The sequence below is a fragment of the Legionella sp. PATHC032 genome, from assembly GCF_026191185.1.
Taxonomy (GTDB): Bacteria; Pseudomonadota; Gammaproteobacteria; order Legionellales; family Legionellaceae; genus Legionella.
This window is the reverse complement of the sequence record NZ_JAPHOV010000001.1, coordinates 2,449,648-2,462,334: the sequence shown is the minus strand read 5'-3', so window position 1 is coordinate 2,462,334 and position 12,687 is coordinate 2,449,648. Positions and strand designations below refer to the sequence as shown.

Sequence of the window (12,687 nt, the reverse complement as noted above, 5' to 3'; positions counted from 1 at the left end):
CACTTCCCTATAATGCGCTTCACGCGATGAATCTAACGTCTTGTGCAGTTAATGCAAATTTAATTAATTCCGCAAATGCCTTCACGGAGATAGAATGGTTTTTTCATCTTTAATATTTCTTTTTTTATTTCTTCCGTGCCTCAACCTGACTTATCTAGTCTGTTTTAAAAGTATCAAGTGGCAAAATTTTGTTTTAATGCTCTTTAGCCTGTCCTTTTATTATTGGGGTGAGAAAGATCATATCTTTATTATGCTGGCGTGTATTTTGATAAATTACCTATGTGGCCTATTTATTGAGGACAGCAAAAAACCTGGACAACGAAAAATCTATTTGATCACCTCAGTGAGCGCATCACTGGCCATGCTCATGTATTTTAAGTACTTTAATTTTTTTCTTGATTCACTGAACAGTGTCTTTGACTTAAATGTCATGGGAATCAGTAAAATTGTGTTGCCTCTTGGAATAAGTTTTTATACTTTTCATGCCTTAAGTTATGTGGTTGATGTGTATTGGAAAAAAGTACCAGCAGAGCGTAATTTTGTTACTTTCGTATGTTACGTATCCTTTTTCCCGCAATTGGTGGCAGGACCAATCGTTCGCTATGCCGATATAAGACATTCTTTTTATCAGAGATATATCACTCGTGCAGGGGTACGTAATGGAATTCTGCGTTTTTGTTTTGGCTTGGCAAAAAAGGTGCTTATCGCTAATGAAGTGGCAAAGCTTGCTGATTATGTATTTTACTTACCTGCCAATGAGTTGACTTTTTGGGTAGCCTGGCTCGGAGCTATAGCCTATGCTTTGCAAATTTACTTTGATTTTTCCGGCTATTCAGATATGGCCATAGGTCTTGGCTTGATGTTTGGGTTTAAATACAAGGAAAATTTTAATTTTCCCTATAATGCCTTATCGATACAGGAATTTTGGCGGAAATGGCATATCTCATTATCAAGCTGGTTCCGAGATTATTTATATATACCACTCGGAGGGAGCTACAAGTCCAGATTTCGAACGCAGATGAACTTGATCATTGTATTTGGCTTGTGTGGCTTATGGCATGGCGCTAATTATACCTTTATTGTTTGGGGTTTATTTCATGGGTTTTTCCTTATTCTGGAAAGAACCCATTTTGGCTATTTGATGAAAAAATTACCTACAGTCATTCGCCATGGTTATGTACTATCTGTTGTGACAATCGGATGGGTATTTTTCAGGGAAGATAATATTCAGTCGGCGCTGGCATTCCTTAAAACGATGTGTGTTCCTGCTGAGTTCAATATCGATTCCATAGCAACATGTATTAATATTATTCTTATTTTTGCTTATATTGTGGGTATTGTGCTTGCGTTAGGATTTAACAGCAGAATAAGGGATAGTCTCATCTTAAGCAGAAATAAAAACTGGATTGTGGCATACAAACAATCGAGTAAGGTCTTGGGAATACTGCTTTTACTTGTTTCAATATTGTTATTAAGCACTAATTCCTATAACCCTTTCCTTTATTTTAGGTTTTGATGATGCGTATTTTTTCCAAGTTTTCTGACAGACTGGTCATCTTTGCTTTTTTGGTAATCATTTTTGTACCAGGGATTGGTATGTTTTTTGAAAAACAAGCGGATGAAGTAAGAGCCCTGTTAAATAGAGAGCCTCATCAACTCCCACCCATTAATATAAAAAAAATAGGTCGTACTGATTTTAAGGGTATTGAGAATTGGTTCGTTGATCATACTTTGTTCATGACTTCGTTGAGTAAATTCTGGAGTCATGTCGTATATCAGTTGGGAGCTAGCATCAAACCAGGGCAAGCCATTTTAGGGAAAGAGGATTGGCTGTTTTTGGGCAATGATTATGCGGCTTCTATCGATCAATACACAGGGAGAAATAAACCTGCCGAGGAAGAAATTCTTTTGAAATTATCTGTTTTAAAACAGATGAATCACCTGGCTAACCAAAATAACATTCCTTTTCTGGTGGTCATTGCTCCAGATAAACATGAGATTTATCCGGAATATTTGCCGGCTAATATTCATAAAAGTTCCAACAAGAACAGGCTTGAGCTTTTACAAGAGGGCATGCTCGCTCGAGGTATTGATTTTATCGATTTGAGACAAAAGGAAATAGAAGCCAAAAATACTCTTGGCAAACAGCATGGCGATCTTTATTTAAAGGGAGATAGTCACTGGAATTATGTTGGCGCTTATGTTGCTTACCAGGCGATATCAGATTACATGCGGCAAAAAGGATTACAGAGCAGAGAATTACAATTTCATTTCATACCTCGAGAAACCACCTATTCTGATCTTACCAATTTTCTTCAGTTGACGCATATCAAATCCAATAATCCTCTTCCCGATGTTTCGCATTTAAAAATTGATTTGTTTGGCAGAGACATTTATGGAAAAGAGATTAAATTGGATGCTTTCCAAGGCAACCCAAATGGTGTAATCCTTGTTGCGCCTTACGAGAATATTAATAAAGCCTTACAAAACAAACAAACCTGTTTGTTAATAGGGGACAGCTTCTCGGAGTCTCTAAGCTTTTATTTTCATAATGATTTTTATAATACAGTGCGTATTCACTCCGGGAATACTGCCTGGAATTTGTCTGATTTAATTCACAAATATCATCCTGATTTGATTGTGTATGAAAAAGTCGAGCGTGATTTGCTCTATCCTCTCGTTAATTTTCAAACGACAGCAAATCAAGTGAGTCTTGAGCTTCCTAAACAGGTTTTAGCTGTCAGGGGAGAACTCGATAAATTCAAGATTGGCCCAGATACAATCTCAGTCAATGGCTGGGCTTATATTCCCGATTTGGATGCTGGAAATGGGGAAGTGTTTTTAAAGTTGTCGATGGGAACTCAAACTTATTTATACAGTATGAATAAAATGCAAAAACAAAGTGTTAATCTTGCTTTTAAACAGGATGGTAAGCACCTTGATTTGTCAGGATTTAATGGAACTATCTCGCGTAAGGGTTTGCCTTCTGGCCTATATAAAGTATCACTCATTGTCGTAAACGGCGAGGTGATGGGCGAAACTGAGCTTCCAGGCACTTATACTTTAAGTTAGATGGCATTTGTACTGGTTCTGATTCAAAACAACAGAGTTTATATTAAATCGCTATAATATTAATGTATGAGAGTCAGTTGGTAGAATCAATGGGAAAATTTTGGTCACAAAGAGTGACGAATACAAGCAATGCACTTGATCTCGAAAAAGGGGTATTTACCTGGAGTGATCCCCAAAAAATAGCTGCTTCTTTGCTTAACTCAGCATTAAACAGCAATAGACGGAAAGGTACACCTTACCAATCAGCGATGTCTATGTTGAATTTTTACATTAATCGAGCTGGAAGCAAATTAGCTGCCGGGCAAAAAGAAATTTTAATGGAAGCTAAAAAGGAGTTGCGATTATTAGCAAAAGACAAAACCCGTTACCATTAAATAAATATTGGGAACATTTCATTCACGAGGCAGATATTGGAGTTCGTGGCATCGGACCTACTCTCCCAGATGCCTTTGAAATGGCGGCTTTGGCATTAACGAATGTAGTTGCTGATGCAACCCTAATCAAACCTTCTCTATCAATAAAAATTCATTGTGAAGCACCCAATGAAGAAATTTTATTTACCGATTGGCTAAATGCCGTGGTCTATAATATGCAAATTCATAATATGCTGTTTCGTGAGTTTCATGTAAAACTCAATCGATTCGCTTTGGATGCTGTCATTAAGGGTGAAAAGGTTGATCAAAAAAAACATCAACCAGTTGTCGAGGTCAAAGGTGCCACCTATACTGAATTAAAAGTATACCAAAATAATGATATTTGGATAGCTCAGTGTGTTGTTGATGTATAAACTCCTTAACAGGAATTGATGTGGTGTACAGTGATGGATTTAAGCCTCTTGAAAAAAATAAACGATTTTGAATGGCAAATACCTCAACATGGAACGATGTGCGTTCCAGGAGTTATTTTTGCTTCAGAACAACTGATCCTTGATATGGATATGAAGGTTTACGAACAGTTATCTAATGTTGCTACCTTGCCAGGAATTGTTTCTGCTGCTTATGCGATGCCCGATGCTCATTGGGGTTATGGTTTTCCGATTGGCGGTGTCGCTGCTTTTGATCCGGATGAAGGGGGTGTCATTTCAGCAGGAGGTGTGGGTTTTGACATTTCATGCGGGGTAAGGCTCTTATCGACCGGATTGAAGCGAGATGAATTGGAGTCCGTCAAAGCCAGCCTTGCAGATGCTTTATTTGCACATATTCCAGCGGGAGTAGGCAGTAGAAGCGGCATTCATTTAACGATAAAACAGCTCGATGATATGATGCGAGGGGGCGCGCAATGGGCAGTAAAACAAGGATATGGTGAAGCTGCTGATTTAGAGCGTATCGAGGATCGTGGTTGTGTAGAAGGAGCTATCCCTGATTTTGTTTCTGAGCAAGCTAAAAAGCGCCAGAAAAATGAAATGGGCACCTTGGGTTCAGGTAATCATTATCTGGAGGTGCAGGAAGTTAAACAAATCTACTGTTCCGATACAGCGACTGCTTTAAATTTGAATGAAGGGGATATTGTAGTGAGTATCCATTGTGGTTCCAGAGGATTAGGTCATCAAATTGGTACAGATTACCTCCGTTCCATGGTTATTGAGTCACAACATTATGGTATCAAGCTGGTAGATAGAGAGTTGGCTTGTGCTCCTATTCATTCAAAACTAGGGGAAAATTATTTAGGCGCGATGAAAGCTGGAATTAATTGTGCTTTGGCCAACAGAGAAATCATCACTCATTTTATGCGCAATGTGTTTCAGGATATTTTACCTGGAACTCAGATTGATCTTATCTATGATGTTTCTCACAATACTTGTAAAGAAGAATTTCATGAGGTAGATGGTAAGAAAAAGCGCTTGTTTGTTCATCGAAAAGGTGCAACTCGTGCCTTGGGACCAGGTCATCCACACTTACCTAAATCCGTCTCTCATATAGGCCAACCTGTGATTATTGGGGGGAGTATGGGAACAAGTTCCTATGTATTAGCAGGCGTCAAAGGTTCTGAGCAAAAATCTTTTAGCTCGGCATGTCATGGAGCAGGTCGCGCTATGAGTCGTCATCAGGCTATGAAGAAATGGAATGGGAAGGATATAGTAGATCAATTGGCTCAACAAGGGATTTTAATTCGTAGTGGGTCATACCGTGGGGTTGCTGAGGAAGCTCCCGGAGCTTATAAAGATGTTCATTCTATTGTTGATGCCGCTGAAAGGTCGGGTTTGGCAAAAAAAGTTGCTAAATTAATTCCCATCATTTGTGTTAAAGGTTAAAAATCCATTTCCATTGAGGTGAATGGAACAGCGTGTAATTGTAAGGAATTCGTAAAAAAAATGAACTCAAAACTATTTTTGATAAATTTTTAGACTAAAATTAGCCCAATAAGTACGAGGAGATATCCAGAATGAGTGCAAAACAAAAAGATCTTGAGAGATTACTTGAATTAAAGAAAAAGCAGGAAGACTTGCAAGTTTTAAATGAGAAAGATATGCAAGAAAGAATAAAACTTGAGAGAAAATATATGGAATTTTTGCAGATGACCAGCCAGCAAATGGAAGAAGAATTAAAGAAAAGAGGTCCTGTAAAAGAAGTTGATGTAAAGGGTAAGGATATTGATCCTATTATTGACGACTATAAAAAACTTTATAGTAAGGAAAGTTGGTATAAAGAACCCGAAACGAAAGACGGAAAAACTCATTTAACTTTCCCCTCTCAGGAAGCAGCAGGTAACTTCTTTAAAGATCAGGCTGGAAAAAACAGATCTTTTATTGTTATTGATGGGGCAACCAATAAAGTGCTCGCTTACTCTAATGGCGATGGAAAACTATACAATGGGAATGGTAGTGTTTATCAAGGCGGTGACTTCAAGGCGTCAAAAGAGGATTTCACCAGCTTTAAAATGCCTGAAAGAGAAGAGCCTAAAATGGGTATGCAACATTAATCTGCTTTGATTTAAATCGGATTTAGTGCCGATAATCTTTTTATGATTGTTTATTCTCTTATGTCAAATAAAAATCATGATATCTTTTTTTGATGTTAGTTGTTAAATAATATATCATTTGGCCTGAAAAAAACTTAAGTTTTATCAAATATTCCCAATTCTGGAAGCCATACCCAAATTTCTTGGGTATGGCTTGCATTGTTCATAAGAGAAAAAACATGCTAACTATTACTATTAATAGAGAAAAATTTGAGGAAATTAAAAACCAGTTAAAAGAGAAGCAATTAGTTTGCAATCGAATTGCACAATGGAAAAAAACTCCACTCTGGTTAAAAGAAATTACGCATCAGCCAGAGATTCCTCCCGATTTTTTAAATGGATTATGTGAGATTCGAGATACTATTTTATCCTTTGAGATTGATAAGAATACCCTGGGTTTGGCTGTTTTTTATAATGAACTTTATAAGCTTTTAGCCCCATCGTACAATGTATTAACGCCACTTGATACGCAGCTTATGAATAGCCATGTGCTTTTGCTCAAGCGAATTAGCGACTATGCGAGTAAGGTAGACGAGCATATAAAAAGTTTGTCAGCAAGTGAAGTAAAGCATTTGGATTACGCCGAGTTTTGGTCGCTGCTTGATGAAGTATGTTCTATTCAAGAGGATGGCAGGCGGAAACAGGCAAAGGAAAAATTTTCCCAAAGTATATTCTTACGTTTGTATCAGTACAATCCAAAAATTTACATGGATGTTTCTGCTCGTTTGGAAGAAACTGATGAGCAAAGCCATACTTTGGATTATTAAATGATTAGTTGGAGTGAGGTATTGGAAGAACCTTGCTCTCATTAACAAGCTTATTGTCTTGTGTACCATTTATTATCCGGGTTAATTTGCCTGAAATAAAATATAACAAGATAGCACAGAGTAAAGACCAAAGTCCCAATTGCTTAAATACAGTTAGAAAATCCTGATTTGTAATTAGGGGGTCTACAGATTCTGATTGCACCATGGCATTGGAGAAATACTGGGAAAAAGAGGCTGCGACCCCTGTAACCAACATCCAGGTACCCATTAAAATCCCTTGCAGTTTCGGAGGGGCTATTCTTCCAATTAATGCATAGCCAACAGGGCCAAGAAGCAGCTCAGACATTCCTTGCAGGATATGATGGCCTATGATCCAGTATACGCTGATGTACCCCTGAGAATTTGAAAAAATAATTCCAAAGATAAGACATAAAAAGGACAAGGCTAAAAACACGAAGGAACAAGAAAATTGCACAGGGACAGAAACGTGAAAACCTTTTGCTTTTAATTTATTAATAAGCATGGCTATCATTGGCGCTCCTAAAATAATGACCACGGGATTGATGTTTTTTATCCATTGAGTAGCCAATTCAAATGTAAAAAGATGTTTATCCACATTATTTTTGACAAAAAGAGTCACGCCCATTGGGCCAGTTAGATAAATCATCCAAAATAAAACCGAACTGATTGCCAAAATCAAATAAGCCATCATTTTTTTCCTGTCGGAGGAGGATTTTTGTTTTAGTCCCAGGATAAAGATGATAAAAAACATGAATAAACAGGTAATTATTACCAATCCATTACTAAAGTTTGCAAATTCAAAACATACCGACATAAAGGGAATAAGAAGCGTAATGAATGCCATTGTCAGAATATTTTTTATGAAAAACCGGTTTTGTTGATTGAGATTGGATGTTGGTGGGTGTTTATCGTCAAGGCAAGCCCAATTTTTTATAATAATCAATAAAGCAATGGAATTGGTCAGGATGCTTGCATAGAACAAATATTGATACTGGTTGGAGTAATCAAAAAAACCGCAGGCTATATAGCCTACGCAATAACCGATATTCATTCCAGCATAACTGAGAAAAAATGCGCTTTCTCTGCGATCATCCTGCGGTAAAAAACATTGAGTAAGCATGCTGTTGCTGGAAGTAACATTCAAACCTGAACCTACCATAAACAAACTTAAGCCTATATTAAGCGTGGAGGGGTGTGCTTGGGCTAAAAAGAATAACCCCATGTTTTGAATAAGAATAGTTGTAATAAATAGCAGTCTGTTACTTATAAAACGACTCCCGATGACACCGCCGATTAGTTGAAAAATATAACTAAAACTTAAAAACAGGCCCACTATGCTATTGGCTGATGAATTGGCAATTCCAAGTTGTTTGGTAATAAAAAGTGCGAGCGAAGAATATTGAACAGCGTATGAAAAAGTCGAAAATGCCTGGATTAAGCAAAGTGCAGCAACTCCGCCTGGCATTTCCCGAATTATTTTAATCATGAAACTTTTAGGCTGATTTTATAAGAATTGACTTTACCATCATTAATCATTTGTCTTCAAGAATGTAACCTGCTGTTATTATAATTAACCACAGTAGAGAATTTAGGCTGTGCCAGGATCTTTTGATCTTTTTACTGGCTTGACTTGAAAAATCAACAGATTTTGTTATAGGTCAACAATTCACTGGTTTTTTGCAGAATTTGCTACAATTAAGATTCAGGAAGAAGCCAATATTACAGGAGATACCCATGAACTCTAATGCTTATAAGGAAAATGAGGTGGCAAAAATTCGTAAGCTTATCGAAGAGTATGCCAATGCAGCACGTGATAAAGACATTGATAAAATCATGTCCTACTATGCACCAGATATTCGTTCTTTTGATGCAGTTTCACAGCTTCAGTTTAAAGGAGCTGATGATTATAGAAAACATTGGCAAACCTGTCTTTCATTCTGTCCGGGACCTTCAGTATTTGAAGTACATGAGTTGGAAACTTTGGTTGATAATAATCTGGCGGTTTCCTATTATTTGACTTATTGTGGTGGAACGAACGAAAAAGGTGAAACGCAAGGAGGGTGGATGCGAGGTACAATGGTACACTGCAAAATGAATGGGGAATGGAAAATCATGCATGAGCATTATTCTGTTCCCTTTGATATGAAAACAGGAAATACCTTATTTGATTTAAAACCATAAGATGTGATTCTATTCAGTCACTACGTAGTTAACTAAAGTATAGGGTTTATTGATATGAGTCTCAGGATATTGTCTTTAAGCGATGTAAAGCAGAGCATCACCATGCATCAGGCAATCAGTGCTTTGGAAAGCGCATTTATTCAATTGGCAAATAACACGGTGAAGTTGCCCTTGAGAACGGGTGTTACCATTGAAGAAGAAAACGGATTAATGTTGACTATGCCGGGTTATCTTGCCCAGGAGGAAAGCTTAGGCTTAAAAGTAGTATCCATTTTTCCTGAAAATTTGGCTAAAAATAAACCTACTATCACTGGTTTTATTATGCTGCTTGACGTAACGACAGGTGAAGCGAAAGTATTAATGGATGCTGCTTACCTCACTTCCTTAAGAACGGGCGCTGTTTCAGGGTTGGCAACACAATATTTTGCTCGCGATAATGCGACTCAGGTCGCGATCATTGGGTCAGGAGTTCAAGCGAAAACACAACTTGAGGCGGTTGCTGCTGTGCGAGATATACAACAGGTTTTTGTTTGGTCGCGCAATATTAAAAATGCCGAGAAATTTGCTAGAGAATTTGAAGATCAATTTGATATGACAATTTGCTCTTCTGTCGCCTTGGCAGTGAAAGATGCTGATATTATTTGTACAGCAACCAATAGTACAGAACCACTAATTCATTTTCCAGACATTTCGCCACATGTCCATATTAATGCCATAGGTTCTCATCATCCTTCAATGAAGGAAATTAGCCATGATGTTTTAAGCCAAGCAGTGGTAATTGCTGATCAGTTAGACGCTGTTTTGTCTGAATCAGGTGAAATCATTAGCGCTGTAGAGCAAAATCATTTAAAAAAGGAATCCATTATTGAAATTGGCAAATGGCTATTACAAAAGAATACTAACTATAAAGATAAGCTTACGGTGTTTAAATCCGTTGGTTTGGCAATACAGGATTTAAGTGTTGCTGAAGCAGTTTATCAAAATGCATTGAAAAATAATCTTGGTGAGCTCTTTTCTATTAGTTAGTAAGGGCAACACTTATGAGAGTGGGTATAAATGAGTCATCCTTTGAAAAAGAAAATATTTTTTTCAATTTTATATTCCTTACGTCATCTGATTGCTCTACTGGTTATGTCAGTAGGTATTTATTTAATTAAGAGAGTAACAGCAATATTGTATCTTCCTTCTGATTATTCAACGCTTCCACTTTTGTCTTTGTGCCGTGTTTTGTGGTTATCCAATGATTTTTTTTTACGTTTTATATTAGTTGTTAATTTTATTATCAAGCCATTTTTTCTCTATTTAGGAGTTTTATTTTGGTTTTATTATCTGAATAAAAAATATCGTTGATTCATGGATGCGGACTCCAAGCCTCAAGTCCGCAGCAATTCTTTGATGAAAGCATTCCACGGCAATACTGTTGTACAGCTAAAAAGAACTGATCATTGAAAATTATTGATGCCTTGATATCACTCATCAAAAAATTGAACTTCTCCTGTCTCAAGCTGATATAAACCACCAACAATTGCAATTCTTTTTTCATCAAGCAATTGATGTACGATATTACTGCGTTGTGTAATTTCATTCATGGTATGTTTTACATTCAGGCTGGTAACGCAATTCAAAAACTCTGGGCTATGAACATCGTGCTTTGCATCCAGCTTTTTGGCTTCCTGAATCACTGGGTTGATTTTATTCAGTAAGTTCGTCAGGTTGCCCAATTTTACACCATCACAGGCTCCTTTAATTGCCCCACACTGAGTATGGCCGACAACTGCAATCAGCTTGACACCTACTACCTGGCATGCAAATTCAATGCTGCCCAAGATATCATCATTTAAAATATTACCTGCAACGCGAATACTGAAAATATCGCCAAGGCCTTGGTCAAAAATCAGCTCTGCTGGAGTGCGTGAATCCATACAACTTAAAATAACAGCAAATGGAAATTGCCCTTGAGATGTTTCATTGACTTGCTGGATCAAGTTGCGATTTAACTTAAGGTTACTAACGAAACGCTTATTGCCTTCTTTTAAGAGCTCAATAGCTTTCTCTGGAGTAATTGCTTGTTGTTGTTCTTTGGTTAAAGTCCACATGATTTAAATTCCTATTAATTTAACTTGAATATTTTTAGTTTTTGAATTCAAAATGAAATTTTGAAAGACTTCTTTAATATCATGATCAATAATTTTGGATCGAGACCCATCAATAATTACCTCTGCACCTTCTGGTATATTCTTTAATTCGTTGATTATACTTCCTTTATTTAAAAAAGTTACCTCTTCCGCCAGTTTCAGACAGTATTGAGTTTTGTTTTTGCCACGGATTTTAATAATATCATGTGAATTAAGAAAGTGATGGCGCAAGATAATAAAAATAGCTACTGAAAAGCCTAAAGTAATCCCGAAAAGCAAGTCACTAAAAATAATTCCAATAATTGTAATAAGAAATGGTACAAACTGTTCCCATCCCATTTTATACATTTGTTTGAATAAAGCCGGCTTGGCTAACTTATAGCCTATAATAATCAGAATACTGGCTAATGATGCAAGTGGAATTTCATTGAGTATTTCTGGTATGCTGATGACACAAATAAAAAGTAATAAGCCATGTAAAATGGCGGACAGCTTGGATTTTGCTCCAAAAGCGACATTGGCACTACTACGCACAATAACCTGTGTAATCGGTAGTCCGCCAATCAAGCAAGAGAGTATATTTCCTACCCCCTGGGCTTTTAATTCACGGTCTGTAGACGTTACTCTCTTGTAGGGATCCAGTTTATCAACAGCTTCTACGCAGAGCAGTGTTTCCAAACTGGCGATTAGGGCAATGAGGATTGCTATTTTGTATATTTTCAAATGAGTAATTAGCGAAAAATCAGGCAGTGTTAAATAATTAAATAATTCGGATGCTTTGTTAAATTTCGGCAGTTGAACCAGTTCCGATGGATCAAGGGAAAAACTTGTTAGTCGGTGTTCATAAAACAAGTTCAAAGCAATTCCCAGGATGACCACGACAAGGGGGCCTTGTATCATTTCAAATAGTTTGTGCTTTTTTATCAGCACCTTATCCCAAAAAATCAGGGTTAAAAGAGAAACAATACTGATAAGAACAACCTCAGGGTTAATATCATCCAGAGCATCTTTAATGTCATTGATATCCAACTCACCATCCTCCATACTCATTAGGAGTGGCGTGACGTCGTGTCCTAATAAATGAGGAATTTGCTTTAAAATGATAATTATACCGATTCCGGTAAGCATGCCTTTGATTACGGAAGAGGGAAAATAGTAAGCAATAATTCCACCTCGAAGAAAACCTGCAATTAATTGCAATATTCCAGCAATCACCCCGGCTAACAAAAAAGCCTCCCAGCTGCCTAATGTTTCTACAGAAGTAATGACAATTGCTACAAGTCCTGCTGCTGGCCCGCTCACTCCAAGTGCTGAGCCGCTGATAAATCCTACGACTACTCCACCAATAACACCAGCAATAATTCCTGAAAAAAGAGGAACATGTGAAGCTAATGCTATGCCCAGACATAAAGGTAAAGCCACAAAGAAAACAACAATCGATGCTGGTAAGTCATGTTTGAGATGAACAAATAAACCGTGCTTCATAATGGCCTCATATTCAGTTATTTGCTTAAGCTCCTGTAATACTAATGTGCTTTCTAAATTGAAAGTAT

At 37.2% G+C, this 12,687-nt stretch carries 13 protein-coding genes; 10 read left to right on the top strand and 3 right to left on the bottom strand.

What is annotated here, in order from left to right; translation table 11 throughout:
• Nucleotides 1–265 precede the first annotated feature (265 nt).
• The 7 genes from OQJ02_RS10975 to OQJ02_RS10945 all read left to right on the top strand — a co-directional run bounded on the left by OQJ02_RS10975 (nt 266) and on the right by OQJ02_RS10945 (nt 6,797).
• On the top strand, nt 266–1,516 hold the full coding sequence (locus OQJ02_RS10975) for an MBOAT family O-acyltransferase (protein WP_265719077.1): 1,251 nt from the start codon (nt 266–268) through the stop codon (nt 1,514–1,516).
• A gap of 2 nt (nt 1,517–1,518) precedes the next feature.
• The gene (locus OQJ02_RS10970; protein ID WP_265719076.1) at nt 1,519–3,072 is read left to right on the top strand and encodes an alginate O-acetyltransferase AlgX-related protein; all 1,554 of its coding nucleotides are present in this window, start codon (nt 1,519–1,521) and stop codon (nt 3,070–3,072) included.
• An 89-nt stretch (nt 3,073–3,161) separates the two neighbouring features.
• Nucleotides 3,162–3,446 carry a DUF3175 domain-containing protein gene (locus tag OQJ02_RS10965; RefSeq protein WP_265719075.1) on the top strand — a complete coding sequence of 95 codons (285 nt, stop codon included), beginning with the start codon at nt 3,162–3,164 and terminating at the stop codon, nt 3,444–3,446.
• On the top strand, nt 3,413–3,859 hold the full coding sequence (locus OQJ02_RS10960; protein ID WP_322783410.1) for an archease: 447 nt from the start codon (nt 3,413–3,415) through the stop codon (nt 3,857–3,859). The genes OQJ02_RS10965 and OQJ02_RS10960 overlap by 34 nt, the downstream gene beginning before the upstream one ends.
• A 33-nt stretch (nt 3,860–3,892) precedes the next feature.
• Nucleotides 3,893–5,323: an RtcB family protein gene (locus OQJ02_RS10955; protein ID WP_265719074.1), complete on the top strand. Its 1,431-nt coding sequence runs from the start codon at nt 3,893–3,895 to the stop codon at nt 5,321–5,323.
• A 131-nt stretch (nt 5,324–5,454) separates the two neighbouring features.
• On the top strand, nt 5,455–5,991 hold the full coding sequence (locus OQJ02_RS10950; RefSeq protein WP_265719073.1) for a type IV secretion protein Dot: 537 nt from the start codon (nt 5,455–5,457) through the stop codon (nt 5,989–5,991).
• 188 nt (nt 5,992–6,179) lie between these two features.
• The gene (locus tag OQJ02_RS10945) at nt 6,180–6,797 is read left to right on the top strand and encodes a hypothetical protein (protein WP_265719072.1); all 618 of its coding nucleotides are present in this window, start codon (nt 6,180–6,182) and stop codon (nt 6,795–6,797) included.
• 4 nt (nt 6,798–6,801) lie between these two features.
• Here OQJ02_RS10945 and OQJ02_RS10940 read toward each other — a convergent pair whose 3' ends face one another.
• A complete protein-coding gene (locus OQJ02_RS10940; protein ID WP_265719071.1) occupies nt 6,802–8,304 on the bottom strand; it encodes a peptide MFS transporter in 1,503 nt (500 codons plus the stop codon).
• A 248-nt stretch (nt 8,305–8,552) separates the two neighbouring features.
• Here OQJ02_RS10940 and OQJ02_RS10935 point away from each other — a divergent pair, with 248 nt between their 5' ends.
• Genes OQJ02_RS10935 through OQJ02_RS10925 form a run of 3 tightly spaced genes read left to right on the top strand, consistent with a single transcriptional unit; the run spans nt 8,553 to nt 10,349 of the window.
• Nucleotides 8,553–8,999 (top strand): YybH family protein, encoded by a 447-nt coding sequence (locus OQJ02_RS10935; protein ID WP_265719070.1) that lies wholly within the window; start codon nt 8,553–8,555, stop codon nt 8,997–8,999.
• Nucleotides 9,000–9,053: 54 nt separating this feature from the next.
• Nucleotides 9,054–10,025: an ornithine cyclodeaminase family protein gene (locus OQJ02_RS10930; RefSeq protein ID WP_265719069.1), complete on the top strand. Its 972-nt coding sequence runs from the start codon at nt 9,054–9,056 to the stop codon at nt 10,023–10,025.
• 30 nt (nt 10,026–10,055) lie between these two features.
• Nucleotides 10,056–10,349, top strand: coding sequence for a hypothetical protein (locus OQJ02_RS10925; RefSeq protein WP_265719068.1), 294 nt, complete (start codon nt 10,056–10,058; stop codon nt 10,347–10,349).
• Nucleotides 10,350–10,468: 119 nt separating this feature from the next.
• Here the strand turns inward: OQJ02_RS10925 and OQJ02_RS10920 are convergent, their stop codons facing one another.
• Both OQJ02_RS10920 and OQJ02_RS10915 read right to left on the bottom strand, forming a co-directional pair.
• Nucleotides 10,469–11,095: a carbonic anhydrase family protein gene (locus OQJ02_RS10920; protein WP_265719067.1), complete on the bottom strand. Its 627-nt coding sequence runs from the start codon at nt 11,093–11,095 to the stop codon at nt 10,469–10,471.
• Nucleotides 11,096–11,098: 3 nt separating this feature from the next.
• The gene (locus OQJ02_RS10915) at nt 11,099–12,619 is read right to left on the bottom strand and encodes a SulP family inorganic anion transporter (RefSeq protein ID WP_265719066.1); all 1,521 of its coding nucleotides are present in this window, start codon (nt 12,617–12,619) and stop codon (nt 11,099–11,101) included.
• Nucleotides 12,620–12,687 lie beyond the last annotated feature (68 nt).

What these genes read in the sequence shown, in the direction of transcription:
- OQJ02_RS10970 (WP_265719076.1), top strand. Translation starts at nt 1,519, where the DNA reads ATGCGTATTTTTTCCAAGTTTTCTGACAGACTGGTCATCTTTGCTTTT.
- OQJ02_RS10965 (WP_265719075.1), top strand. Translation starts at nt 3,162, where the DNA reads ATGGGAAAATTTTGGTCACAAAGAGTGACGAATACAAGCAATGCACTT.
- OQJ02_RS10955 (WP_265719074.1), top strand. Translation starts at nt 3,893, where the DNA reads ATGGATTTAAGCCTCTTGAAAAAAATAAACGATTTTGAATGGCAAATA.
- OQJ02_RS10950 (WP_265719073.1), top strand. Translation starts at nt 5,455, where the DNA reads ATGAGTGCAAAACAAAAAGATCTTGAGAGATTACTTGAATTAAAGAAA.
- OQJ02_RS10945 (WP_265719072.1), top strand. Translation starts at nt 6,180, where the DNA reads ATGGCTTGCATTGTTCATAAGAGAAAAAACATGCTAACTATTACTATT.
- OQJ02_RS10940 (WP_265719071.1), bottom strand. Translation starts at nt 8,304, where the DNA reads ATGATTAAAATAATTCGGGAAATGCCAGGCGGAGTTGCTGCACTTTGC.
- OQJ02_RS10935 (WP_265719070.1), top strand. Translation starts at nt 8,553, where the DNA reads ATGAACTCTAATGCTTATAAGGAAAATGAGGTGGCAAAAATTCGTAAG.
- OQJ02_RS10930 (WP_265719069.1), top strand. Translation starts at nt 9,054, where the DNA reads ATGAGTCTCAGGATATTGTCTTTAAGCGATGTAAAGCAGAGCATCACC.
- OQJ02_RS10925 (WP_265719068.1), top strand. Translation starts at nt 10,056, where the DNA reads ATGAGTCATCCTTTGAAAAAGAAAATATTTTTTTCAATTTTATATTCC.
- OQJ02_RS10920 (WP_265719067.1), bottom strand. Translation starts at nt 11,095, where the DNA reads ATGTGGACTTTAACCAAAGAACAACAACAAGCAATTACTCCAGAGAAA.
- OQJ02_RS10915 (WP_265719066.1), bottom strand. Translation starts at nt 12,619, where the DNA reads ATGAAGCACGGTTTATTTGTTCATCTCAAACATGACTTACCAGCATCG.